Annotated in this window: 20 protein-coding genes; 12 read left to right on the forward strand and 8 right to left on the reverse strand. The window is 65.2% G+C overall.

The window, feature by feature from the left end:
- Nucleotides 1-114: 114 nt before the first annotated feature.
- Nucleotides 115-1,338: an acyl-CoA dehydrogenase family protein gene (locus VLI63_RS14610; protein WP_409157588.1), complete on the reverse strand. Its 1,224-nt coding sequence runs from the start codon at nucleotides 1,336-1,338 to the stop codon at nucleotides 115-117.
- Between the two features lie 110 nt (nucleotides 1,339-1,448).
- Here VLI63_RS14610 and manA point away from each other — a divergent pair, with 110 nt between their 5' ends.
- Together manA and VLI63_RS14620 are read left to right on the forward strand one after the other, a co-directional pair.
- Nucleotides 1,449-2,663 carry a mannose-6-phosphate isomerase, class I gene (gene manA, locus VLI63_RS14615; protein WP_409157589.1) on the forward strand — a complete coding sequence of 405 codons (1,215 nt, stop codon included), beginning with the start codon at nucleotides 1,449-1,451 and terminating at the stop codon, nucleotides 2,661-2,663.
- 156 nt (nucleotides 2,664-2,819) lie between these two features.
- Nucleotides 2,820-4,943: a hypothetical protein gene (locus VLI63_RS14620; RefSeq protein WP_409157590.1), complete on the forward strand. Its 2,124-nt coding sequence runs from the start codon at nucleotides 2,820-2,822 to the stop codon at nucleotides 4,941-4,943.
- Nucleotides 4,944-4,955: 12 nt separating this feature from the next.
- Here the strand turns inward: VLI63_RS14620 and VLI63_RS14625 are convergent, their stop codons facing one another.
- From VLI63_RS14625 to VLI63_RS14645, 5 genes are all read right to left on the reverse strand, one after another.
- Nucleotides 4,956-5,873 (reverse strand): WxcM-like domain-containing protein, encoded by a 918-nt coding sequence (locus VLI63_RS14625; RefSeq protein ID WP_409157591.1) that lies wholly within the window; start codon nucleotides 5,871-5,873, stop codon nucleotides 4,956-4,958.
- The gene (locus VLI63_RS14630) at nucleotides 5,870-6,274 is read right to left on the reverse strand and encodes a GtrA family protein (protein ID WP_409157592.1); all 405 of its coding nucleotides are present in this window, start codon (nucleotides 6,272-6,274) and stop codon (nucleotides 5,870-5,872) included. The genes VLI63_RS14625 and VLI63_RS14630 overlap by 4 nt, the downstream gene beginning before the upstream one ends.
- Entirely contained in the window at nucleotides 6,255-7,211 is a 957-nt protein-coding gene (locus VLI63_RS14635; protein WP_409157593.1) for a glycosyltransferase family 2 protein, read from the reverse strand. Before VLI63_RS14635 ends, VLI63_RS14630 begins: the two co-directional genes overlap by 20 nt.
- The gene (locus VLI63_RS14640; RefSeq protein ID WP_409157594.1) at nucleotides 7,208-8,308 is read right to left on the reverse strand and encodes a DegT/DnrJ/EryC1/StrS family aminotransferase; all 1,101 of its coding nucleotides are present in this window, start codon (nucleotides 8,306-8,308) and stop codon (nucleotides 7,208-7,210) included. Before VLI63_RS14640 ends, VLI63_RS14635 begins: the two co-directional genes overlap by 4 nt.
- A 138-nt stretch (nucleotides 8,309-8,446) precedes the next feature.
- The gene (locus VLI63_RS14645; RefSeq protein ID WP_409157595.1) at nucleotides 8,447-9,400 is read right to left on the reverse strand and encodes a GlxA family transcriptional regulator; all 954 of its coding nucleotides are present in this window, start codon (nucleotides 9,398-9,400) and stop codon (nucleotides 8,447-8,449) included.
- Between the two features lie 202 nt (nucleotides 9,401-9,602).
- Between VLI63_RS14645 and galE the strand changes: the two genes are divergently transcribed.
- From galE to VLI63_RS14665, 4 genes are all read left to right on the forward strand, one after another.
- On the forward strand, nucleotides 9,603-10,568 hold the full coding sequence (gene galE, locus VLI63_RS14650) for a UDP-glucose 4-epimerase GalE (protein ID WP_409157596.1): 966 nt from the start codon (nucleotides 9,603-9,605) through the stop codon (nucleotides 10,566-10,568).
- A 183-nt stretch (nucleotides 10,569-10,751) separates the two neighbouring features.
- A complete protein-coding gene (locus tag VLI63_RS14655) occupies nucleotides 10,752-11,093 on the forward strand; it encodes a WhiB family transcriptional regulator (RefSeq protein WP_185202566.1) in 342 nt (113 codons plus the stop codon).
- Between the two features lie 120 nt (nucleotides 11,094-11,213).
- Entirely contained in the window at nucleotides 11,214-14,039 is a 2,826-nt protein-coding gene (locus VLI63_RS14660; protein ID WP_409157597.1) for a glycosyltransferase family 2 protein, read from the forward strand.
- Nucleotides 14,032-15,579, forward strand: coding sequence for a DUF5719 family protein (locus tag VLI63_RS14665; protein WP_409157598.1), 1,548 nt, complete (start codon nucleotides 14,032-14,034; stop codon nucleotides 15,577-15,579). The genes VLI63_RS14660 and VLI63_RS14665 overlap by 8 nt, the downstream gene beginning before the upstream one ends.
- A 24-nt stretch (nucleotides 15,580-15,603) precedes the next feature.
- On the opposite strand, the gene VLI63_RS14670 is transcribed toward VLI63_RS14665, so the two are convergent.
- Nucleotides 15,604-16,041: a metallopeptidase family protein gene (locus VLI63_RS14670; RefSeq protein ID WP_409157599.1), complete on the reverse strand. Its 438-nt coding sequence runs from the start codon at nucleotides 16,039-16,041 to the stop codon at nucleotides 15,604-15,606.
- Between the two features lie 54 nt (nucleotides 16,042-16,095).
- Here VLI63_RS14670 and VLI63_RS14675 point away from each other — a divergent pair, with 54 nt between their 5' ends.
- The 6 genes from VLI63_RS14675 to VLI63_RS14700 all read left to right on the forward strand — a co-directional run bounded on the left by VLI63_RS14675 (nucleotide 16,096) and on the right by VLI63_RS14700 (nucleotide 22,957).
- Nucleotides 16,096-16,329 carry a DUF3499 family protein gene (locus VLI63_RS14675; RefSeq protein ID WP_409157600.1) on the forward strand — a complete coding sequence of 78 codons (234 nt, stop codon included), beginning with the start codon at nucleotides 16,096-16,098 and terminating at the stop codon, nucleotides 16,327-16,329.
- A gap of 9 nt (nucleotides 16,330-16,338) precedes the next feature.
- Complete coding sequence (locus VLI63_RS14680; protein ID WP_409157601.1) at nucleotides 16,339-17,760, forward strand: phosphomannomutase/phosphoglucomutase; 1,422 nt, start codon at nucleotides 16,339-16,341, stop codon at nucleotides 17,758-17,760.
- Nucleotides 17,761-17,874: 114 nt separating this feature from the next.
- Entirely contained in the window at nucleotides 17,875-19,368 is a 1,494-nt protein-coding gene (gene ahcY, locus VLI63_RS14685; protein WP_409157602.1) for an adenosylhomocysteinase, read from the forward strand.
- 122 nt (nucleotides 19,369-19,490) lie between these two features.
- Nucleotides 19,491-20,651, forward strand: coding sequence for a dTDP-4-amino-4,6-dideoxygalactose transaminase (gene rffA / locus VLI63_RS14690; RefSeq protein WP_409157603.1), 1,161 nt, complete (start codon nucleotides 19,491-19,493; stop codon nucleotides 20,649-20,651).
- Nucleotides 20,652-20,707: 56 nt separating this feature from the next.
- On the forward strand, nucleotides 20,708-21,949 hold the full coding sequence (locus VLI63_RS14695; RefSeq protein ID WP_409157604.1) for a glycosyltransferase family 1 protein: 1,242 nt from the start codon (nucleotides 20,708-20,710) through the stop codon (nucleotides 21,947-21,949).
- Nucleotides 21,950-22,957 carry a glycosyltransferase gene (locus VLI63_RS14700; protein WP_409157605.1) on the forward strand — a complete coding sequence of 336 codons (1,008 nt, stop codon included), beginning with the start codon at nucleotides 21,950-21,952 and terminating at the stop codon, nucleotides 22,955-22,957.
- Here the strand turns inward: VLI63_RS14700 and VLI63_RS14705 are convergent.
- Entirely contained in the window at nucleotides 22,954-23,898 is a 945-nt protein-coding gene (locus tag VLI63_RS14705; protein WP_409157606.1) for a glycosyltransferase, read from the reverse strand. The genes VLI63_RS14700 and VLI63_RS14705 overlap by 4 nt on opposite strands.
- Nucleotides 23,899-23,936: the final 38 nt, after the last annotated feature.

Raw genomic sequence — 23,936 nt, forward strand, 5'->3', positions numbered from 1 at the left:
GCGCGCTCTGGCGCGTGTATCGAGACCGACTCGGGGTCTCGATACGGTCGCTGGGCGACCTACTCGACCACCGGGGGCTGCCCGCTGGGCGACCTACTCGAGCTTCGGTGCGGATCAGACGAACGCGGCCTTGCCGGTGATCGCGCGCCCGACGATGAGTGTGTTCATCTCGCGTGTGCCCTCGTAGGAGTAGATGGCTTCGGCATCCGCGAAGTACTTGATGACGCCGTAGTCCATGACGATGCCATTGCCGCCGAAGAGCTCGCGGCACCAGGCGACTGTCTCGCGCATGTGCCGGGTGGTGAACTCCTTGGCGAGCGAGGAGTGCTCGTCGCGCTGGGTACCCTGGTCGAGCATGTCGGAGACGCGCGTGACGACACCGATCGACGCCGTGATGTTGGCGAGGCTCTTGGCGAGCAACTCCTGTACTAGCTGGTGGCTGCCGATGGGCTTTCCGAACTGGATGCGGGAGCCGGCGTATTCGACGGCCGCCTCGTAGGCGCCCACCGAGTTGCCGACCGCGGCCCAGGCCACTTCGGCGCGCGTCAGGCGCAGCACGGCGGCGGTCTCGCGGAACGATTTGGAACCCTGGAGGCGGTTCGCCTCCGGCACGATCACGTTGGTGAGCACGATGTCGGCGTTCTGCACGATGCGCAGGGCCTGCTTGTTCTCGATGCGCTTGGCGGAGTATCCCTCGGTGGTGGTGGGCACGATGAAGCCCTTGACCTGGTTGTCGTCGGCATCGCGCGCCCAGATGATGGTGACGTCGCTGATCGAACCGTTGCCGATCCAGCGCTTCGCGCCGTTGATCACCCAGTTGTCGCCGTCGCGCTTCGCGACGGTCTGCAAGCCCTGGGCGGTGTCGGATCCGGAGAGGGGTTCGGTGAGCCCGAATGCCCCGAGCAGCTCGCCGCTGGCGAACCGGGGCAGCCACTCGGCGCGCTGCTCTGGAGATCCGGCCACGGCGATGGACCCCATCACGAGGCCGTTCTGCATGCCGACGAGGGTGGCGACCGAGGCATCCACTCGCGCGAGTTCCAGGGCGACCCAGCCGCGGAACGTGGCGCTGTTCGGAAACTGCTGGGTCTCGGGGTAGGACTGCCCGAAGAGTCCGAGTTCGGCGAGGCCGTCGACGATGTGACGGGGGAAGAATTCCGCTTTGGTCCAGAGGTCGTTCATGATCGGGCGCACCTCGGACTCGAGGAACGCACGGAGCTTCACGATGTACTGCTTCTCGTGTTCGCTGAGCAGGCTCTCGTAGCCATAGAAGTCGCTGATCAGTGGCGTGAAGGGGGCCAGTTCGGCGGCGGACTTCGCGTTTTCTGCGGTGAGGGTCATCGGGGCTCCATTGCGTGAGAGAGACATCTCCGGCCACTTTAAACGCCGATTCTGGGCGTTGGCCAAGCGATTGGTAGTTTTGACTAACCCCCGATCGAAGGAACCCGCGGATGTTTGTAGGCATCACCAATACCCCCCGGCCGTACGCGTGGGGGTCGACGACCGCCATCGCGAAACTGCTCGGTCGTGAGGTGTCCGGAGACCCTGAGGCCGAGCTCTGGCTCGGGGCGCATGCGGGCTCGCCGAGCGTCATCCTCGATCCCACCCAGACGGGCGGTGCGACGGACCTCGCGGAGTGGATTGCGGCCGACCCGAAGACGACGCTCGGGCGGTTCGCGGAATCCGGTCGACTCCCGTTCCTGTTGAAGGTGCTCGCCGCCGCGTCCCCGCTCTCGCTGCAGGCACACCCGACTCTCGAGCAGGCGCGGGCCGGATTCGACCGAGAGAACGAGCTCGGCATCGCTCTCGATGCTCCGGAGCGCAACTACAAGGACGCCTTTCCCAAGCCGGAGCTGATCTACGCGCTGTCTCCGACCTTCGACGCGCTGTGCGGATTCCGCCCGCTCGATGAGGTTCGCACGCTGCTTCACGCGTTGATCGACGCGGCGAATGCGCTGGAGGACCCTCAGCCGCAACCGCTCGAAGACCTGCTCGACTCCCTCTCGGGATCGGATGTCGCGCTGCCGGAGACCTTCGAATGGCTCATTGGTCGGCGCACCGGTGTCGCCACTCTCGTGTCGCTCGTCACGACGCTGGCATCCCGCGGAGTGGCAGGCTACGGCGCCGAGATGGCGACTGTCTCTCAGCTCGCGGAGGAGTATCCGGGAGACCCCGGGATCGTCATCTGCCTGTTGCTGAATCGGGTGACGCTCACGGCGGGGGAGGCGCTCTACCTGCCGGCCGGCAACATCCACGCCTACCTCAGCGGCCTCGGCGTGGAGCTGATGGCCGCCTCGGACAACGTGCTGCGCGGTGGCCTCACGCCGAAGCACATCGACGTGCCGGAGCTGCTCGACGTGCTGGACTTCACACCGGTACCGGTGCCCTACCTGCAGTCGAGTTCTCCCTCCGAAGGCGTCGCGGCCTTCACACCGGATGTGCCGGATTTCGCGCTCGTTCGTGTGGACGGCATGTTCCTCGACGCCTCGGTCACGCTCAGCGGGCCGGCGATCGCGCTGTGTACGGCCGGCGAGGTGTCGATCTCCGGATCGGCGTCATCCGCTTCCCTGGTGCTCGGGGACTCGGTCTTCATCACGCCGGACGAGGCGGGGTTGCGGTTCACGGGCTCTGGCACCGTGTTCGTGGCGACGACGGGGAGCGAATAAGATCGGTCGGTCGTGGCGCACAATGGACCCGTGCGAAGCTGGGCAGGTGCACTCAGACGTGCTATCGAAGGCGCCGGTAATCTCGACGATCGCTGAAGGCGACGGCCCACCGAAGGACATCCCATCATGAAGTCGCAATGGACAGTGCAAGCGCCGATGACCGTCCCCAGATCGGTGGGACACCGGCTCGAAATGCTGTTTCAGCGACGCATCTTCCGAGCTACGGCGATCGGAGTCCTGCTTCTCGCACTCGAAGTCGTGACCTTCTCGGGGTACTTCACCGGTTCGCTCATTCCTCCGTGGGACTTTCTCGGCAGTTACAACACAGACGCCTACGTCTGGTGGTCGCAGGGCGGGTTCTTCACGCCAATCGACTGGTCTACCAGTGCGTGGGCTGGCTACCCGTCCGCGCTCGTACTGCAGAACAGCGCGTGGTATCTGCCGGTCGGTCTCCTGTCGATCTTCGGGCCCTACACCCTTCATTCCGCTGCAATCCTTGCTGCGTTCCACGTTTCACTCGGAGCGTTAGGAACCTATTTCCTGGCCAGGGCGCTGGGTTCCTCGTTCGCCGTCGGACTCCTCGCGACGGCCGCCGGCTTCTTCGCGGTCGGGTACTACAGCAACGCCGAGCACGTCGACATCACCCGAGGCTACGCACTGATCCCGTGGGTCTTGTTGGTGCTCTCGCCGAAGTGGGAGTGGAAGAGGTTCTGGGCGGTCCCACTCGCAACAGTGATCCTCTGGCAGTCCATCACGGGCATCTACCCCGGGATGCTCGTCGCACTCGGGTATGTGGGTGTCGTCTGGGTTGTCTTCTGGCAGGTCATCGAGCGCCGTCGGTTCTTCGATTATCTTCTGCCGACCGGGCTCTCGTTCGCGGCCGCGGTACTGCTCAGCATGCCCCGCCTCCTTCCCTATGCGCTGCTGCAGGGCGGCGTGACGGCGGGCCTTCCGGAAGCATCCCAGTTCACACCGACTGCAATCGGCACACTCCTTTTCGGGTACGGCGCTTCGAGCTTGCCCAACGACATCTCGATGCGTTCGTTTTTCGTGCCCGCAGCTGTGCTCGTGCTCGTATTCTTCGCCCGGTGGCGTGATCTCACGGCAAAAGCCGGCCTGGCAATCGGTGTGCCTGCGCTGCTGTTGGGGATGCCGTTTTGGCCGTGGTACTCCGCGGAGCAGTCCCTTCCGGGCCTCGGGCTGAGTCGCTTCACCATGAGTGACTTCAAGGTCTTCGTCATTCTCGGAGTGGTGCTGCTCTCCTGTTCAGGGCTCACCCGCCTTCTCGCGCTGGCGCGGACGAAGTCCGTGCCCCGCGACATCCGCTGGTCCCTAGGAGGAGTGCTGGTACTGGGCGTGATCTTGGCTGCGGCCGGGTTGCGTGGACCATATCGGCGGTCCGATTGGATTCCGGGCCTCTTCCTCCTCGTGCTTGCCGCCGGCGTGATTCTCGCCTTTCTCATTTTTCGCCGGAAAAATGCTTCCGCTGGATTGCTGGCTGGAGTCCTGATCTCGATCACCATCGTCTCCGGCCTGGTGTGGTCGAACACCACAGCAGATCCTTGGCGTGCATCCCGCATCGATTCCGAGAAAGTCACCTACGGAACGACCGTCGAGGCACTGTTGGCGCAGCGGCCACCGACTTCAGCACTGGTCCAGCGGCCCGCGCGAACCCCTTTGGGCGATGACAGGTCACTTTCGCAGCAACTGAGCGTTGTCTGGAATGGCTCGTTCTACTCCGGAAAGGATGCGGTGGGCGGGTACATCAATCTGAAGGGCTCGCAAACTGAAGCGCTTCTGCAGCACGCGCTGTCCGACCCCTCAGCGGGCGCAGCGTTCGCTCGGTTTCTGGCCGCACCTGGATTGATACTCACGACCCCGGAGCAGTCGCCGTCGGCCGCCGAGATGGACGCCTGCGCACAGGGACGGACCTGCGGCTCGGACACCATCACGCCGATCTCCTACACACCCGGGGCGTTCGAGTATCGAGTTTCGGCACCGGGGAAGACCTTCGGGTTCCTTAATGAGGCCTACTTCTCCGGTTGGCAGGTGTCGATGTGTGGCAAGGATGGGCACTGCTCTCCCGTGACCGCCGAGCAGAGTGCGCGAGGCGTCATCAAGATTCCGCTGTCCGCCGGCGAGTACGACCTCAAGGTGAGTTACCACACGGCAGGCAGGGAGTGGGGCTGGATTCTGTTCGGCCTTGGCGCCGTCATCGCGCTCGGCTGGTCTGCTGCAGTCTTCTCGCGCGGGACTTCGCGAAAGCGAGTGACTGACTGAATCGGTCGTGAATCACTCCTCGGCGATCAACTTCTCGAAGTCCGCGTAAGTGCGGATGTAGTCCGAATCGTCATACGGGAGTGACGCGAACACCGCCAGAACGGCATCAGCGCTGTAGGCGTACTGGGTTCCCCAGGTCATTGCTGGCATATGCAGACCCACTGACGGCGAATCGAGCAAATACTCTTCACGTGTCGTGCCGTCGTCGACGATGGCACGAACGCTTCCCTTCAGGCACAAGAGGAACTGTTCGCATTGGCGGTGCGCGTGTTCACCGCGCACGTCCTGCGACGGCACGTTGTAGACCATGAAGAATCGTTCGGGGGTGAAGGGAAGATCATTCGCGAACTCCGCTGCCACCAAACTTCCGCGCATATCGGTGACGGAATGCAGCCGGCGAACCGGGCCGACAGCGGGCACAACCGGCTCCGGCGCGGCCGGCGCGAGGGTGCGGCGACCGTTGGTGTCTGTGTAGCCCGTGATTCGGGCCGGGTTTCCGACGACCACCGCGAACGGGGGAACATCACGAGTCACCACGGCTCCGGCTCCCACCATTGCGCTCTTGCCCACGCGGATTCCGGGAAGGATGACCGCGCCGCCTCCGATCGATGCCCCGCGCTCGACAACAGTTCGCGCGAACTCGGCCGGGTATTGCTTGCTGCGCGGAAGTCGATCGTTGGTGAAGGTCACGTTCGGGCCGATGAACACGTCGTCCTCCAACTCGATGCCGTCCCAGAGCTGAACACCGCATTTGATTGTCACCCGGTCGCCGACCAGCACATCATTCTCGATGAACACCTGATCGCAGACGTTGACGTTCCGGCCGATCTTCGCTCCGGGAAGCACATGGGCGAAGGCCCAGATTGTGGTGTCGTCACCCACGGAAGTCGATTCGCACAGGCCCTGAGGGTGGACAAAGAAGGTGGTCATTGCTGTTGTTCCTCCGGAGATGGATTTGTGAAGATGAACTTGCCCGCAAGAAAGCTCAACGGAGCCGTCACCACTATCGTTGCCAGATTCGCGACGGGAGGGGCACCCCAAGATTTCAGCGCCGCGATCACCACAAGGCCGACCAGATAGATGGCGAGATACGCCGCGATATAGAGACCGGCCCGCCGAAGTGAAACGTGGGAGCTGAAGACCCAGCGCCCCGTGACGAACACCGAGAAGCAGATTCCCAGCGCGAAGGCGATGGTGAAGGCAAGCCACCCGGGCAGAATCAGGCTCAGAGCCACCACCAGCAGGCCGGTCGCCAGGGTGTTCGATCCTCCGACAAGGAGGAAACGGAATGCGGGGCTCGCGAACGCGGCCCTAACTGTCAGTCGCCGCATCAGAGATCCAACGGCTCATGACGATCGCACTCGGCCTCTGCTTTGTGTTTTCGAACGAGCGCCAGACATACGAGCCGACGATCCCCAGCGCGAGCAACAAGCTGAAGGTCGAGAAGAGGATGACGAGCATGAGGGGCGTGTACCCCGGCTCTCGGATTCCGCCGGCGATGAACGAAATCAAGACGATGACGGCGGCAAGGATGGTGAGACTTCCGCCGACGATGCCCACGCCGATGAGGACAGAGAGCGGGAGGTCGGTGAACGAAAACACGCTATCGAGCAGGTAGCGGATCTTGGCGCGGAATGACCACCCGCTCGAGCCGTGCTCGCGGGAGAGTCGCTCGTAAGGGACCTCCGCTCGTCGGAATCCCACCCAATACAACAGGCCGACAAGACTCGAGTGCGATTCTTTGAGATCGAGGACCTCGGCCGAGACCTTTCGATTGCACGCGAATATATCGACGCCGCCCTCCGGCATCTGCGGAAAGATCCACGCCCGGTAGAGCTTCCAGAACAGGGACGCTGACACGCGATTCGCCCGCGGGTCAGCGCGTGCCTCACGTTTACCGACCGCGACGTCCACATCCCCGCTTGCCAGGAGCCGAAAGAATTCGAGCATGAGTTCGGGCGGCTCCTGAAGGTCCGCCGCCATCACCCCGATGTACTCGCCACGGGAGGCTGCCATCCCCGTGCGGATTGCAGCGAACGATCCGAAGTTTCGAGAGTGCGCGACTAGCTGAGAGGCGAAACCGACGTTGGGGAGCAGGGCTTGAAGAATCTCGAAGGAGTCGTCCGGGGATCCGTCGTTGACGAAGACCACTTCGAGTGGTGAGTCGAGCTCGTGTGCGATCTGTTCCAGTCTCGAACAGAGATCCGGCAAACTCCCCGCGTTCCTGTAGACGGGAACGACGACAGAGTATTGAAAAGCGGCGGTCACTTGAGCGCTTCGATCGCGGTGCACACGGCATCCACCTCGTCATCGGTCAGTTCCGGGAAACAGGGGAGACTGAATATTTCTTCGGCCGCGAGTTCGGTGACCGGAAGGGACAGCGGAGGGACCTGGAAACCGGGCTGTCGATGATCCGGAATCGGATAGTGGATGTCCGAGGAGACGCCGAGGTCGCTCAGGCGAGTTCGAACTGAGGCCCTGTCACCCGTTCGCGCAACGGCCAGGTGGCCGACATGGTGCGGACCAGAAGCCGGCAGCACCCGGATCGGGCCGCCCTGCGCGGCGCGGGCATAGCGCTCAACGATGTACCTCCGTCGCTCGCCGAAGGAGTCAAGCATGGGCAAGCGGAGGTTGAGGAAAGCGGCCTGCAATTCATCGAGGCGAGAATTCGTTCCCCCGGCTACAGCGACGTGGTACTTCGTGTCCCACCCGTACTGGCGCAACTGCACCAGCGTTCGGGCAAAGTCGGCAGCGTTGGTCGCCACGGCCCCACCATCGCCGACCGCTCCCAGATTCTTGGTCGGGTAGAAGCTCGTCGCTGCGATGTCCCCGGTGATTCCGGTGGTGCCATTCGGCTTCCGGGCGCCAATGGACTGGGCCCAATCCTCCACCACGCGCACTCCCACCCGGTGAGCTTCACGGACGAGGTCGTCGATTTCCGTGACGTTCCCGTAGAGATGCGTCACGACCACCACTCCGACATCCCCGTCCATTGCTTCTGCCACGGTCGCCCCGGAGACGCATAGCGAGACGGCATCCACGTCGGCGTACCGAACCCGAAATCCAGCCCGCCGCGCCGCAACGGAGGTGTACCCGCCCGCATTAGCGGCAGTCAGCACGGCCGACTTGCCGGCTGGCATCGCCGCGCGAATCGCCAGTTCGAGGGCATCCGTCCCGGACGCGACCCCCAAAACGGTGTCGACCCCCCAATACTCGGCCAGAGCATCCTGGAAGGCGTCGTGTTGCGGCCCCATCACGACATGACCCGAGTCGAAAACCGACTGCGCGGCGCGGGTCAGCGCGTCCTTGTCACGATCGAGGGCGCGACTGAGATCGTTCATCGGAATAGTGGTGGCATGGGTCATTGCTGGCGTCATTTCTGATGTTGCGCGGATCGACCAATCCTAACGATCGCGTTCGCGGGCCTTCTTGCGGACCGCTCACTCTGGAGTCGGCAAACGACCGACGTCGGCGAACCCCGCAGTGTTCTCCCGCGCCGGCGGCTACGCCGACACCTTCTCGCAGAACGCCCGCCGGTAGGCCGTGGGGGTCACCTGCAGCACCTTGACGAAGTGGTGACGCATCACTGCCGCGGCGCCGAAACCGGTGTCGGCCGCGACCGTCTCGAGGCTCAGCTCGGTCTGCTCGAGCAACTGCTGGGCGCGGATGATGCGCTGCCGGTTCAACCAGGCCGCGGGGGTCGTTCCCATGTCGGCACGGAAACGCCGGGCGAAGGTGCGCGGCGACATGAGCGCTTTCCGCGCGAGCTGCTCGACAGGGAGGTCTTCGCCGAGGTGTTGCAGCATCCACTCCGCGACCTCGGCGAAGGAATCGGCGCAGTCGTCACCGAGCGGCGACTGGATGTACTGGGCCTGGCCGCCGTCGCGCTGGGGTGGCACCACCATACGCCGGGCGACGACGTTGGCGACCGACGCTCCCAGCTCCTTGCGCACGATGTGCAACGCGGCGTCGATGCCTGCCGCCGTACCCGCGCTCGTGACGACCTTGCGATCCTCCACGTACAGCACGTCGGGGTCGACGGTCGAGCCCGGATACCGAGCGGCGAGCTGTTCGGCGTGCATCCAATGGGTCGTGGCGCGCCGCCCCTCGAGGACGCCGGCCTGGGCGAGGGCGAAGGCTCCGCTGCAGACGCTCAACACCCAGGCGCCGCGAGCCTCCGCGGCGCGGATCACCTCGAGGTAGCGCTCATCCACGCGCTCGAGTGAGTGAGCGGGAACGGCGATGAGATCCGCATCCGTTGCGACCTCAAGGCCGGATTCGATGATCATGTCGTAGCCGAGGCTCGTGCGCACGGGCCCCGGGGTGGCCGTGACGATGGTGAAGTCGAAAGATGGACCGCCCATGTCGGACCGGTCGATTCCGAAGACCTCGCAGATCACCCCGAACTCGAAGGGAGCGACGCCCGGTATGGCAAGGAGCACGATCTTCTTCAACATGGCGACTCCTGTGGCGGGAATGAGCGGAACTGGGCAAGCCTGTCACTCGTGGCAGTAATTCTCAAGAGATAGATTTTCTGCCATGATCGTCCTCGCCATCATCATCGCAACGCTCTCCCTCTGGGGCATGGTCGCCTCGATCGTCGTCGGTCGAGCGGACGGCTATCGGCACCAGCCCGAGCGACCCCACTAGCCTGTACGCATGACCTGGTTAGTGACCGGCGGCGCCGGCTACATCGGAGCCCACGTGGTTCGAGCGCTGCAGGATGCCGGGCTCACGCCGGTGGTGCTGGATGACCTCTCGAGCGGCCACGCGGAGTTCGTGCCGAGAGGCGTCCCCTTCGTCCGCGGCACGATCCTCGACGGCGACCTGGTCCTCGACACTCTCAAGCGACACCACGTGACCGGGGTCATCCACGTCGCGGGCTTCAAGTACGCCGGGGTGAGCGTGCAGCGCCCGCTTCATACCTATGAGCAGAATGTGACCGGCACCGCGGTTCTCCTGGCCGCGATGCAGGACCGTGGAGTCGATCGGATCGTCTTCTCCTCGAGCGCCGCGGTGTTCGGAACGCCGGATGTCGATCTGGTCACCGAGGACACCCCGAAGAACCCGCAGTCGCCCTACGGGGAGTCGAAGCTCATCGGAGAGTGGCTGTTGCGCGACCAGGGGGTCGCCACCGGGCTCCGCCACACCTCCCTTCGCTACTTCAACGTCGTGGGCTCGGGAGACCCGTCGCTGCGGGACACGAGTCCGCACAATCTCTTCCCGCTGGTGTTCGACGCGCTCGCCGAAGGGCGGACTCCGCACATCAACGGCGACGACTACCCCACGGCCGACGGCTCGAACGTGCGCGACTACATCCATATCTCCGACCTGGCGGTCTCTCACGTCGCTGCCGCTCGGCGTCTCGACGCGGGAGAGCCGCTCGAAGCCGCCTACAACCTCGGCAGCGGAGACGGCGTCTCTGTTGGCCAGATCATGGCGACGGTGGCGGATGTCACGGGCATCCCGTTCACCCCGGAGATCGGCCCACGGCGCCCCGGAGACCCTGCGCGCATCGTCTCCGCGGGCGACCTCGCCGCCCGCGACCTCGATTGGGTGATGCGCCACAGCCTCGCCGACATGGTCTCCAGCGCGTGGGTGGCCCGGCAGAACTCAGGCGCCTGACAGGATTCCGCCGTAAGCGCACTATATGCTGCCCCCCATTTGAGGGGCCCGGCGCGTCGCGAACCCTCGAGGTGGGATTGAGCCTTTACGATTTGCGACTTGACGAATGCCTAACTACACCGGTGTAATTATCCCTAACGCGTTTGCGCAAGTCGTACGTGATCGCGGAGGGGAGACTGTGTTATGGCGCCAGAAGATTATCGCCGCGCTGTACCAGGGGGCGTCGTCCCGGACAACTGGTTCGTGGACCCGGTGCGCCTCGGCGTTCCCGGTGTGCGCCAGGTCGATGCGATTGCTGCGGATGAAAACCAGCTCGCATGGCAGACGGATTCGCTGTGTGCACAGACGGATCCCGAGGCATTCTTCCCTGAGAAGGGTGGATCAACGCGGGACGCGAAGAAGATCTGCACCTCCTGCGAGGTTCGCAACCAGTGCCTCGAATACGCGCTGGCCAACGATGAGCGATTCGGCATCTGGGGCGGTCTGTCGGAGCGCGAGCGACGCAAGCTGCGAAAGCGCGCGTAGGGGCGACGGACCCCGCGGTCTCGATACGAGCCCTGGAGGGCGCTACTCGACCACCGACGATATGGGGCTCCCGTGCGTGTCACGTCGCGCTGACCGCTGAGCGCGCTTAGTCTCGACAGGATGCAAACGAGAGTCACCGCGATACTCGTTGCCCGGTCGGGGGCGGCGCACCTCGAACGAACCCTCGCGGGGCTCGCTCGCCAGACCAGGCGACCCGATGCGATAGTCGCCGTGGATGCCGGGTCCAGCGACCGCACCGCGGAACTGCTTGCGGCATCCGGCCCCACCCAGCTCGTGACGACCACCGGCAAGGTGGATTTCGGGGCCGCCATCGACCGTGCCCTCACCGTTGCGGCGCCGGCGGAATCCGTGAACGACTGGCTCTGGCTGCTCGCCCACGACAACGCACCCCAGCCGGCCGCGCTCGAAGCCATGCTCGGCGCGGTGGAGATCGCGCCATCCGTCGCCGTCGCCGGTCCCAAACTGATGCGCTGGGATGAGCCCGATGTCATCGCCGAATACGGCGAGACGATGACCTACTACGGTGCGTCGATCGCGCTCGTCGAGGGCGAGCTCGACCAGGCCCAGCACGATGTGCGCTCCGACGTGCTCGGGGTGGCCGCCGGCGGAATGCTCGTGAGGCGCACCCTCTGGACCGCCCTCGGCGGGTTCGATCCGGCCCTGCCTACGGTGGATGCCGCCCTCGACTTCTCGGTGCGAGCGCGGCTCGCCGGGTTCCGGGTCGTGGTCGTGCCGGGCGCGAAGGTCGCCAGCGACGGCGGGCCGGAGATGTTCGGGCGCGCCACCGTGTCCGACCGCCGCCGGGCCAGCTCCCGCCGTGCTGCGCAATTGCACCGCCGACTCGTCTACGCGCCCGCCGCTGCCCTGCCGTTCCACTGGCTGTCGCTCCTCCCTCTCGCCATCATCCGCGCCATCGGCCAGTTGCTCGCCAAGCGGCCCGGAGCGGTCGGTGGCGAGCTCGGTTCGGCGCTCGCCGCAGCGTTCGGCGGTAGCCGAATCGGGCCCGCCCGCCGCAGCCTCAAGCGCACCAAGTGGGTCGGGTGGGCATCGATCGCCCCGCTCCGGATGCCGCCGGCAGCCGTTCGCGAGCGGCGAGCGCAGGCGAGGGATGCCCAGCGCATCCAGTCCACCGTCACGGTCACCGAGGCTCGCGCCGGCTTCGTATCCCACGGCGGTCTGTGGATCGTGGTGCTTGCCGGCCTCATCGGCCTGATCTCCTGGGGTTCCCTCATCGGGGCGCCGTCGCTGACCGGGGGAGCACTGTTGCCGCTCAGCGACACCGTGCAACAACTCTGGTCACACGTCGGATACGGGTGGCGCGACATCGGGGTGGGCTTCACCGGCGCGGCGGACCCCTTCACTTACGTTCTTGCCGTGCTCGGCTCGATCACCTTCTGGTCGCCGTCCTTCAGCCTCGTGCTCCTCTACCTGATCGCCCTTCCGCTCGCGGCTCTGGGTGCCTGGTTCGCTGCCCGGCAACTGAGCACCCGTTCGTCCCTTCCGGCCCTCGCCGCGTTCCTCTGGGCCGTCGCCCCTCCGCTCTCCAGTGCGCTGAGCGGCGGTCACCTCGGAGCGGTGATCGCCCACCTGCTGCTTCCGTGGCTCGTGCTCGCAGCGCTCAATGCTCCGCGCTCGTGGGCCGCGTCGGCCGGGGCCGCACTGCTCTTCGCTGCCACTGCGGCATCCGCTCCGAGCCTCGTGCCCGCCCTCGTGATCGCGCTCCTCGCCTGGATCGTCGCCCGGCCGAAGAGCGTTCACCGTCTCCTCGGCATCCCCATTCCGGCGATGGCCCTCTTCGCGCCCCTCATCGTGCAACAGGTGGTGCGGGGCGATCCGCTCGCCCTGTTCGCCGACCCCGGTGTTCCCGCGCCAACGGCGCCGGGTAGTTCACTTCACCTCAGCCTGTTGTCGCCCTCCCGGGGCCTCGACGGATGGTCGGCGGTAGCGCAGTCCTTCGGACTTCCCGGAGTTTCCGCGACCGTCATCGTTGCGGCCCTTCTGCTGCCGATCGGTGTTCTCGCGCTCCTCGCGCTCTTCGTTCCGGGATCCCGCCGGGCGGTCCCGTCCATGATCCTCGCGCTTCTCGGCTTCGGTACCGCCGTCGCCGCGTCGCACCTGCAGGTCGCGCATCTCGGCTCGAGCGCGGTGCCCATCTGGACCGGAGCGGGACTCAGCCTGTTCTGGCTCGGCCTGGTCGCCAGCGCTATTGTGGCGCTCGATGCGCTCGGGCGATTCGCCGTGCCCGTCGGCATCCTCACGGCTGTCACCGCGACGATTCTCGTGCTGCCCCTGCTCGGAAGCGTGTTGCTGAAGACGGCAGTGGTCGAGGCGGGGTCGCGGATCCTGCCGGCAGTGGTCACTGCCGAGGCCGACGAGCATCCGCGCGTCGGCACCCTGGTGCTCACCCCCCAGCCCGGCGGCGCCCTGGCGGCCACAGTGCAACGAGGCTCGGGAGCAACACTCGACGACCAGTCGACCCTCGCCGCGACATCCAGCTCCGCCGACGCGACGTCGCGACGCATCGCGACGGTCTCGGGCAACCTGGCATCCCGCAGCGGATTCGACGCGGGAGCGGAACTGACCAGACTCTCGATCGGTTTCGTCTTGCTGTCGCCGGATGACGCTGCGGTGCACAAGCGCACCTCTGAGGCACTCGACAGCAATGCCCTGTTCGCCCCGGTCGGAGCCACCGACAACGGCTTGCTCTGGCGCTTCGACGGACTTGCCAACGAGAAGACGATCACTCCGGTCGGCAACACCGACACCGCCCTCGGCAATCTGATCCTGATCTCCCAGGTCATCGTCTTCGGTATGACTCTGCTGCTCGGAATTCCCACAGCTCGCCGCCGTCGACGTCTCGCCGTGAGCGGATCCAACCCCGGTCAGCCGGCCGACACCTTCGACGGGGATGGTGAGAATGACTGAGCCGACCGACGAGACTCCGCCCACGAACGAGGCTCGGCCAAACGAGCCGCTCGAGACTCGCGCCTACGTCACCGAGGTCGAGGATGTCGCAGAGCCGGTGGCGAAGGCCCCCAGAACCGCGCGCGGCGCGCTTCTCGTCGGCGCGCGGGTGCTCACCGGCGTGATCGGTATCGGTGTCGCTGCTGTCGCGATCGGTGCGGCAGTGCTCGTTCCGTTGCCCAGTCACACGGCACCCCCCGCTTCCCGGCTCGTCACCCCCGTGGCATCCGCCCAGCAGCGCATCTGCGCCGGCCCCCTCTTGCGACTCGGGGATGACACCGGGCAAGCTGCGACCTCGGTCTCATCTGTCGGCAGGCCAGCGGTGCGCTACGGCCAGACCGTCGGCAAGGCGACCCTCGAGCCCCTTGCGTCAACGGACAGCACAACGGGCGTCGCCCCCGACCTGCTGACCCTCCCTCCGCGTGCGAACACATCGTCGGTACCGCTGCTCTCCGGCAGCCAGGTCCAGGCCGTCTCCTCGGGCGACCTGGTCGGACTCGCTGCCGCCGAGTGCTCAGAGGGCAGCAGTGACAGCTGGCTCGTCGGCGGTGCAACGGACACCGGTCGAACCACGCTCATCACCCTCAGCAACCCGAGCAACGTCGTCGCGACGGTGAATCTCAGCATCTTCTCCGAGACAGGCCCGATCGTCGCAGCGGGCACCGATGGCATCGTCGTGCCGCCCGGTGGGCAGAGAGTCCTGTCGCTCGCCGGCTTCGCGCCGAACATCACCTCCCCGGTCGTGCGGGTGCAGAGTCGCGGCGGCCAGGTCGTCGCCGACCTGCAGCAGTCGATAGTCCGCACCCTGGAGCCCGGTGGGGTTGACATCGTCGGCACGTCGGCGGCGCCCTCCACTCTCACCGTGATCCCGGGACTGGTGCTGTCGAACGGCACGGCGGTCGCCGCCCGCCAGGCCGAGAGCGGATTCGGCGACCTGAGTGCGATCATCCGCCTGTATGTGCCGGGCACGGACCCCGCCAAAGCCGAGATCACGATAGTTCCGGAGAACGGTTCGGAGGCCGCAACCCCGGTCCGGGTGGTGGTGCAACCCGGAATCGTCACCGAGGTGCCGCTCGACTCCTATCCCGACGGCAGTTACACAGTGACCATCGCCACCGACAAGCCGCTGGTCGCTGGCGCCCGCATCTCCACGGTCGGCGCTGCTGGCCAGTCAGACTTCGCCTGGTCGACCTCGACCACCAGTGTGGTGAAGCGCGCGCTGGTGACGATCGCGCCCGGACCGACACCTCTGCTTCACCTCGCGAATCCGACCCAGACGGATGCCACGGTCACCCTCTCCCGTTCGGGCGAAGCCGACCTGTCCGTCGCCGTGCCCGCGGGGCACACCATCACCCAGGCGGTGGTCGGGGGAGCGAACTACCGCGTCACCGGATTCGACAAACTCGCGCTGTCGGTGAGCTACCTCGGTGACGGACAGCTCGCGACCTTCAGCGTGAGCCCTTCGGCACCAGCCTCCCGCCCGATCGTCATCTACCCCTGACGAAGCGCAGCTGTACGGGCGACCCTAGAGGTGGCGGAAGCGCTCCGGGGCCAAGTCCCAGGGGTCTTTGCCCAGCAGCTCGGCCACGGCCCTGAAGACACAGCTCTCGATGAGCATTCGCCGGTGCAGGTCGTCGGTGCGATGCAGCCGGGCGAGGCGTTCGATCGGCAGCCGGAACAGGATCACGCGCTTCTCGGGCACGATCACGCACCAGCGGTCGATTCCCCCGGCGGGGGCGATCTTGCTCGGGAGGCCGGCGACCTCGAAGGATACGCCGGCCAGGTCGTCCGGCCAGAGGTCCTTGAGATATTCCGCCGTCGCCGACACGGTGAGGTCGAATTGGTCGGCGCGAGTGTGCAGGAGCGGCAGATGCGGCCCGGTGACCGCGGAACGCAGCCCGCGGCCGTGTCGGTCGCGCGATCCGGATCGCCCCGACGGACTGGCGATGCGGGAGCGGACCATCCCCCGATTCTACGCGGCGGGATTCGGACGGATGCGGCGCTAGGGTGGAGTCAAATGGACGGTCGACCGTGTAGCAAAGTCGCGTGCGCGAATGACGCCGTATCGACGCTCACCTATGTCTATGCCGACTCGATGGCGGTGCTCGGGCCGCTCAGTCGCACCGCGGAGCCGCACAGTTACGACCTGTGCGCGAAGCACTCCGATCGACTCTCGGTGCCGCAGGGCTGGCAGGTCATCCGTCATGTCTCGCTGGGCACAGCAGAAGAGCAGCAACACCGACCCCTGTAAATTGGCAGTATGACTGCCCCCATCGACCTCGCACCGTTCATCAAGGCCTACGACGTGCGTGGCCTCGTCGGGTCGCAGCTCACGCCAGAGGTCGTGACGGCTCTCGGGGCCGCGTTCGTGGACGAGATCGACGCCGCGGGCAAGGAGGTCGTCGTCGGCCATGACATGCGCGACTCATCCCCCGGCTTCGCCGCGGCGTTCGCGCTGGGCGTGCAGGCCAGGGGCGGCAATGTGCTCTCGATCGGATTGTGTTCCACCGACGAGTCGTACTTCGCATCGGGCCACTTCGACGCTCCGGCAGCGATGTGCACCGCAAGCCACAATCCAGCCACCTACAACGGCATCAAATTCAGTCGCGCGGGCGCGCAGGGCATCAGTTTCGACACCGGCCTCAAGGGGATCCGCGACCGCGCGCAGGCCTATCTCGAAGCTTCGATCGAGCCCGTCGCGGAGCCGGGTACGTTCCGCTCGGTCGATGTGATCGCCGACTACGCGGTCTATTTGCGCTCGTTGGTGGACCTCGCCGCCATCCGTCCCATTCGGGTCGTCGTGGATGCCGGCAACGGCATGGGGGGGATGACCGTGCCTGCCGTCCTCGGGACCGCTGCCGGGTTGCCGGCATTGCCGATCGAGATCATCCCGCTCTATTTCGAACTGGACGGAACCTTCCCCAACCACGAAGCCAACCCCTTGGATCCGAAGAACATCGTGGCTCTGCAGAAGGCGGTTGTCGAACACGCGGCCGACCTGGGGCTCGCTTTCGACGGCGATGCAGACCGCTGTTTCGTCGTGGACGAAAAGGGCCAGGCCGTCACACCGTCCGCCGTCGCCGCCGTGGTCGCGCTGAGGGAGATCACCAGAGTGCGCAGGCTGCAGCCGGAGGGCGACATCTTCGTGCTTCACAACCTCATCACCTCGAACATCGTGGCGGAGACAATCGAGGCGGCGGGCGCCATCCCGGTGCGCACCAAGGTCGGCCATTCGCTCATCAAAGACCAGATGCGTCTCACCGGCGCGATTTTCGGCGGGGAGCATTCCGCGCATTACTACTTCCGCGATTTCTGGGGAGCGGACAACGGCATGCTCGCTGCGATGCACTTCCTGGCCGCGTTCGGCTCGGGATCGGAGCCGGTCTCGGCGATCTCGAAGAGGTACACCCCGTACGCGATGAGCGGGGAGATCAACTCGACAGTCACGGACATCCCGGCCGCTTACAACCGCATCGTCGAGGCCTACACGGGCACGGGCGACTTCGATGAGCTTGACGGACTGACGATCACCGGAATGGTCGGTCAGGACGAGCCGTTCTGGTGGTTCAATGTGCGCCCCTCGAACACGGAACCATTGCTTCGGCTGAACGTGGAGGCCGGCACAGCGGCGGTGATGGAACGCATCCGCGACGCCGTCCTCGCACTGATCAGAGAGCACTGATCAGAGAGTAGGCGGCGGGCACGCGAAGATGCCCGGGCAGCGCACGGGAAGCAGCGCACGCCACTGTGGGCGGTCTGACAGGCACGGCATCTCGTGGGCGCGTAGCCTATACCCATGACCATTACCGCTCCCAGCGCCAGCGCCAGCACAGCTCTCCAGTTCAAGGTCGCCGACCTCTCCCTCGCCGAGTCGGGGCGTCACCAGTTCCGCCTTGCCGAGAACGAGATGCCCGGCCTCATGGCGTTGAGGGAGGAATTCGGCGAGTCGAAGCCGCTCGCCGGCGCGCGGATCGCGGGATCCCTGCACATGACCGTGCAGACCGGCGTGCTCATCGAGACCCTCGTCGCTCTCGGGGCGCAGGTGCGCTGGGCGAGTTGCAACATCTTCTCGACCCAGGATGAAGCGGCGGCGGCGATCGCCGTCGGCCCGAACGGCACCGTCGAGAATCCTGCCGGATCACCGGTATTCGCCTGGAAGGGCGAGACCCTCGAGGACTACTGGTGGTGCACCTCCCAGATCTTCGACTGGAGTGCCGAGGCCGCCGCCGCGGGGGAGAACTGGGCCGGTCCGAACATGATCCTCGACGATGGCGGAGACGCCACCATCCTCGTGCACAAGGGCCGTGAATACGAGCTCGCCGGAGCGGTTCCGGATGCCACCGAGAGCGACACGCACGAATGGCGTGTCATCCTCGACACCCTTCGCGCCTCGCTCGCGTCGTCACGCGACCGGTGGACCAACATCGCCGCCGAGATCATGGGCGTGACCGAGGAGACCACCACCGGTGTGCACCGCCTGTACGAGTTGGCACGAGCCGGCGAACTGCAGTTCACGGCCATCAATGTCAACGACTCGGTGACCAAGAGCAAGTTCGACAACAAGTACGGTATCCGTCACTCGCTGCCCGACGGCATCAACCGGGCAACCGACGTGCTCATCGGCGGCAAGGTCGTCTTCGTCGCCGGCTACGGAGATGTCGGAAAGGGCGCTGCCGAAGCGCTCAAGGGCCAGGGTGCTCGCGTGATCGTGAGCGAGATCGACCCGATCAACGCGCTTCAGGCCGCAATGGACGGATTCCAGGTCACGACCATCGAGGATGTCGTCGGCGACGTCGACATCTTCGTCACGGGCACCGGCAACGAGAACGTGCTCACTGTCGAACACATGCTCGGGATGAAGCACCTCGCCATCGTTGCGAACGTCGGCCACTTCGACAATGAGATCGACATCGCTGGCCTCGAGAAGCTCGCCGGTACCGAGAAGATCGAGATCAAGCCGCAGGTCCACGAGTGGCGGCTGCCCACCGGTCGCAGCATCCTCGTGCTGTCTGAAGGTCGCCTGATGAACCTCGGTAACGCCACCGGGCACCCCTCGTTCGTGATGAGCAACTCCTTCACCAACCAGGTGCTCGCGCAGATCGAGCTGTACGTGCGGGGCGAGAACTATCCGCTCGGCGTCTACGTGCTTCCGAAGCACCTGGACGAGAAGGTGGCACGACTTCACCTCGATGCCCTCGGTGTGAAGCTCACTGTGCTGTCGGACCAGCAGGCGGCGTATATCGGCGTTCCCGTCGACGGACCGTACAAGGTCGACCACTACCGGTACTAACGGCTTGCGAGCGCCCCCGGTTTCGACTGAAACTGGGGCGCGTCGCATCCAGTGTGAAAGCTTGGAGAATCCTAAGCTGACATAAGTTCGCCTCGCCGAGGCGGCCGAAAACCTAGTGGTCGATGATGAACAGTGCGGTCCGCATAGCTTCCGACGTAGTCCCGTTCTCGCGTCCGTATCGCAGCCAGTCTGAGCTGCGCAACCTCGAGTCAGTGCTCTCCTCCGGCCATCTTCACGGCGACGGTGCGTTCACCAAGGCGGCTGCCGACAAGATCCGCGCGCTCAGCGGCTCGGGGCAGGTGCTCGTGACCACCTCGGCCACCCATGCGCTCGAGATGGCGACATCCCTGCTCGGCATCGGTGTCGGCGACGAGGTGATCGTGCCGAGCTTCACGTTCCCCTCCGCGGCCGATGCTGTGGCGAGAACGGGAGCCCGATGCGTGTTCGTGGACCTCGATCCCGCCACGGGAAACCTCGATCCTCAGCAGGTGAGCGAAGCGGTAGGAACGCAGACCAAAGCGATCTCGATCATGCACTACGGGGGAGTGCCGGTCGATATCGATTCCATCGAGGCGATCGCCCTGGACCACGGGCTTCCGATCATCGAGGACAACGCGCACGGGCTGGGTGTGATCGCGGGGAGCCGAACGCTCGGATCCGTCGGGATCCTCGCTGCCCAGAGCTTCCACAGCACCAAGAACGTGCAGTGTGGAGAAGGCGGCGCCCTGCAGATCAACGATCCACAGTTTGTGGAGCGTGCCGAGATCATGAGGGAGAAGGGCACCAACCGCTCGCAATTCCTGCGGGGGCAGGTGGACAAGTACAGCTGGGTCGATTGGGGGTCGAGCTACCTTCCGAGCGAGCTCAACGCGGCGGTCCTCGACTCGCAACTCGACGACTTCGCCGAGATCCAGCGGCGTCGATTCGCTGTCTGGGATCACTATGCCCGTGAACTCGAGGACTGGGCGCACGCGAATCGGGTCGAGCGCATGAGTCCACCACTCGGAATCCATGGTGCCCACCTGTTCTACCTGCTCATGCCGACCTGGGATGCGCAGGGCGCGCTGATTGCCCATCTCGCGAATCTCGGCATCGTGGCGACCTTCCACTATGTGCCATTGGACAGCAGCACGGCGGGTCGCCGCTACGGCCGATCGCTCCAGCCCCTCACGAAGAGCGAGGATTTCTCCCGCCGGTTGGTGCGGCTTCCGCTCTGGGCGGGTATGTCCGATGACCAGCTCGAACGGGTCGTTTCGGGAGTGCGGTCCTTCCGGGTTCTGTAGGGTCTATCTGTGATCCATGACTCCGAAGTGCCCACCCTCCGCCTGGGAACCCACGCGTGAACGCTCTCGGTCGCGCTGCAGCCACGCTGAGGACGGAGGGCGTCCGCTCGATGGCCTGGCGGAGCGCCAAGTACCTGACGAACCGGTTCGGGCCCTTCGTCGTCACACCTCTCTCGTCGGTCTATCGCGACGACGTGATCGCGGTCGACTGGACTAGGCCACAGGACTTCAACGGTCATGTGAACGAGGGCGTGGACGGTAAATACAAGGTCGCGTGGGTGATTTCGCCCCCGAGCCGAACCAGCGGCGGCCATCAGAATGCCTTCCGATTCATGAGCTTTCTCGAGGAGGCCGGGCACGAACTCACTGTGTATCTCTACTCCCCCGGGCGCTATCCCCGCGTGAATGTCGAGGAGATCCAGTCGATGATGCGGTCGATGAGTGGTTATCCCACGCTCGCCGGAGAGATGAAGCTCTACGACCCGGCCGAAGGCTTTGCGCCAGGGTACGACGCCATCGTCGCGTCGGACTGGGAGGCCACCTACGCAGCCCACCGGTACGAGGGAGACGCGAAGAGGTTCTACTTCGCCCAGGACTTCGAGCCCTATTTCTTCGCCCAGGGAAGTGACTACGTGCTTGCGGAGAACTCTTATCGGCTCGGCTTCCACGGAATCGCCGCCGGACAGTGGCTGGGAGAGAAGTTGCGCAGCGAGTTCGGCATGTCCTGCGATGCGTACGATTTCGCCGTGGACACCAGTCGATACACCTATCGGAACACGGCTCCACGCACCGAAATCGTCTTCTATGCCCGTCCCCCCACTCCCCGCCGGGCGACCGAATTCGGTCTCCTCGCGCTGAGCGAAGTCAGCCGGTTGCGTCCGGACATCACCATCAATCTGGTGGGCTGGGACATGTCGGGATACGACGTGCCGTTCCCGCACGTCAATCACAAGGCTGTCGACATTGCGAAACTTGACGAGATCTACAACCGTTGCGCCGCTGGCCTGGTGCTCTCGCTGACCAACATGTCGCTTCTGCCGATGGAACTCATGGCGAGCGGAGTCGTGCCGGTGGTGAACGACGCCCCGAACACGCGCGGCGTTTTCGACAGCCCCAATGTCGAGTATGTGCCCATGTCGCCCAAAGCGATCGCTGAGCGGATCATCGCGATCGTCGATCGCCCTGACGCGGCCGAGCACGGAGAGCGGATATCCCGATCGGTCGGGGAGACCGACTGGTCGGACCCGGCGAGCCAGTTCATCGGTTCGTTCGAAGCGGCGATGCGAACGGCACTCTGAGTGGGTGACGGATCGGGAGACACTCGTGAGGTCGCATCCCTCGACGCGACCATCATCATCCCCGTGCTCAATGGCGAGCTCTACCTCGAGCGGCTCCTCGACATGCTGGAGCGCCAGGACTTCGATGGTTCGGTCGAGATCCTGGTCATCGACTCCGGGTCGACCGACCGCAGTCTCGACATCGTGCGTGGGCATCCGTCGGTGCGGCTTCACGAGATCCCCAACTCCGAGTTCGGTCACGGCAAGACCCGCAACCTCGCCGCACGCCTCGCTCGAGGCAGGCTTCTCGCCTATCTGACCCAGGATGCGATCCCCCTCGACACGGGATGGCTCGCTGCCATCACCGCACCGCTGGACCCGACCGGGATCGACGCTGTGGCAGTTTTCGGCAGGCAGGATCCGAGGCCGGGTTGCTTTCCTCTGCAGAGGTACGAGATCGAGGCGGTGTTCGACCGCTTCGGCGCTGGTGTGACGGTCTATGAGCGCGGTGACCGAGAACCCACCCCTGTCGAAATGGACCTTCTGGCGTTCTACTCAGACGTGAACTCCGCGACCCGGCGTGACTTTCTGCTGGACGTGATTCCCTACCGTGATCTCTCCTACTCGGAGGACATGGCCTTCGCGCGAGACCTCATCGAGGCGGGGTATCGCAAGGCCTACGTTGCGGCAGCCGCGGTCGAGCATTCGAACGACCTCACCTTCGGAGAGTATGGCAAGCGGATCTTCGACGAGACCCTCGCCATGCGACGCGTGGATGCATCGGGTCGGGTCTATGGAATCGGTGACCGGATCCTGCGCGCCGGCTACGGAATCCTGAAGGACTCCCTGCACATCATCCGAGACCGGGACTTCGGGTTTGGCGAGAGGGTGCGCTGGCTGGTGGTCAATCCCTGGTACCACGTGTCGAAGTGGCGGAACTATGGGCGGGCTCTCCGGGTGAGGCTGGACGACTGGAAGACGATCGATGCTCGATCGCTGGAGAAAGACCGGGTGCGTCGAGCGCGCTAGTTTCTCGATCCGGAAAGGAGCGCACGGAGGCCGGGCGACATCGGGCCGCGCTTTCGAATGAGGCCGTGAACCGCTCCGACGATCGTTGCGAGTAGCTGGCGACCGCGGCGAGGGCCGGAAACGATGGTGGTGAAGGTCGGCGACAGTTCGCGTTTGACCGCTGAGATCACCCAGCGGGGGCGAATGCGTGCGTATCGCAGGTAGAGATCCACGTTGTTGCGAGCGATGAAGTACCGCCGCGTCGGGCCGTGGTACTCGTAGGTCTCGGGACGTCCGTCAGGGAGTCTTCGGGTGATTCCGAATGGTCGGAGAGGAGCCTGTTCACCGAGAGAGTGGCTGATGTCGGTGCCCGGTCCGACTGCGATGCGGTAGCCGGACCGGGCGATGCGGAGACAGTATTCGGTGTCAACGCAGTCGATGAAGAGGCGTTCGTCGAAGAGCCCGCACTCGGTGAGGCATTCGGCACTGATCAGGAATCCCGACTGGATCGCCTCTCGCACGAGCCCGAGTCCCTCCGGCGTGTAGCGCTCGGGGATCGACGGTTGCCCATTGACGCGGTCGGTACAGACGATGCCGAGCTGAGTCTCTGGTGACGCGATTCGGAACGCAGTCACGCAGTCGGCGACGTAGTGTCCGGGAAGCTGAGTGTCCTGGTCAACGGTGAGCACGAAGTCCGCGCCTCTCTCGAGCGCGCGACGAATGCCCGTATTGAGCGCCGCCGCGATGCCGAGATTCGTGGAACTGCGGATGATTTCGATGCCTGCCAGAGGGGGCGAATCCAGTATTTCGGCAGTTCCCGCCGGGCTGCCGTCATCGACGATGATGACTGCTTCGACCTGCGACCTCAGCGACTCAACACCTCGAAGCACGCCATCATCGGGCCTGAAAGTGGGGATGACGGCGATCACGATCGGTCGCGTTCGTCTCTCGATTTCGGTCACACACCATTATCGGCGGCATCCGATCGCCCTCACACCGG

It is taken from the genome of Lacisediminihabitans sp. H27-G8 (genome assembly GCF_046156175.1).
Taxonomy (GTDB): Bacteria; Actinomycetota; Actinomycetes; order Actinomycetales; family Microbacteriaceae; genus Lacisediminihabitans.

Excerpts from the sequence above, each read along its gene's own strand:
- VLI63_RS14620 (WP_409157590.1), top strand. The coding sequence starts at position 2,820 with ATGACCGTCCCCAGATCGGTGGGACACCGGCTCGAAATGCTGTTTCAG.
- ahcY (WP_409157602.1), top strand. The coding sequence starts at position 17,875 with ATGACCATTACCGCTCCCAGCGCCAGCGCCAGCACAGCTCTCCAGTTC.
- VLI63_RS14675 (WP_409157600.1), top strand. The coding sequence starts at position 16,096 with ATGGACGGTCGACCGTGTAGCAAAGTCGCGTGCGCGAATGACGCCGTA.
- VLI63_RS14670 (WP_409157599.1), bottom strand. The coding sequence starts at position 16,041 with ATGGTCCGCTCCCGCATCGCCAGTCCGTCGGGGCGATCCGGATCGCGC.
- VLI63_RS14645 (WP_409157595.1), bottom strand. The coding sequence starts at position 9,400 with ATGTTGAAGAAGATCGTGCTCCTTGCCATACCGGGCGTCGCTCCCTTC.
- VLI63_RS14660 (WP_409157597.1), top strand. The coding sequence starts at position 11,214 with ATGCAAACGAGAGTCACCGCGATACTCGTTGCCCGGTCGGGGGCGGCG.
- VLI63_RS14680 (WP_409157601.1), top strand. The coding sequence starts at position 16,339 with ATGACTGCCCCCATCGACCTCGCACCGTTCATCAAGGCCTACGACGTG.
- VLI63_RS14630 (WP_409157592.1), bottom strand. The coding sequence starts at position 6,274 with ATGCGGCGACTGACAGTTAGGGCCGCGTTCGCGAGCCCCGCATTCCGT.
- manA (WP_409157589.1), top strand. The coding sequence starts at position 1,449 with ATGTTTGTAGGCATCACCAATACCCCCCGGCCGTACGCGTGGGGGTCG.
- VLI63_RS14665 (WP_409157598.1), top strand. The coding sequence starts at position 14,032 with ATGACTGAGCCGACCGACGAGACTCCGCCCACGAACGAGGCTCGGCCA.
- rffA (WP_409157603.1), top strand. The coding sequence starts at position 19,491 with ATGATGAACAGTGCGGTCCGCATAGCTTCCGACGTAGTCCCGTTCTCG.
- VLI63_RS14610 (WP_409157588.1), bottom strand. The coding sequence starts at position 1,338 with ATGACCCTCACCGCAGAAAACGCGAAGTCCGCCGCCGAACTGGCCCCC.
- galE (WP_409157596.1), top strand. The coding sequence starts at position 9,603 with ATGACCTGGTTAGTGACCGGCGGCGCCGGCTACATCGGAGCCCACGTG.
- VLI63_RS14655 (WP_185202566.1), top strand. The coding sequence starts at position 10,752 with ATGGCGCCAGAAGATTATCGCCGCGCTGTACCAGGGGGCGTCGTCCCG.
- VLI63_RS14640 (WP_409157594.1), bottom strand. The coding sequence starts at position 8,308 with ATGACCCATGCCACCACTATTCCGATGAACGATCTCAGTCGCGCCCTC.
- VLI63_RS14625 (WP_409157591.1), bottom strand. The coding sequence starts at position 5,873 with ATGACCACCTTCTTTGTCCACCCTCAGGGCCTGTGCGAATCGACTTCC.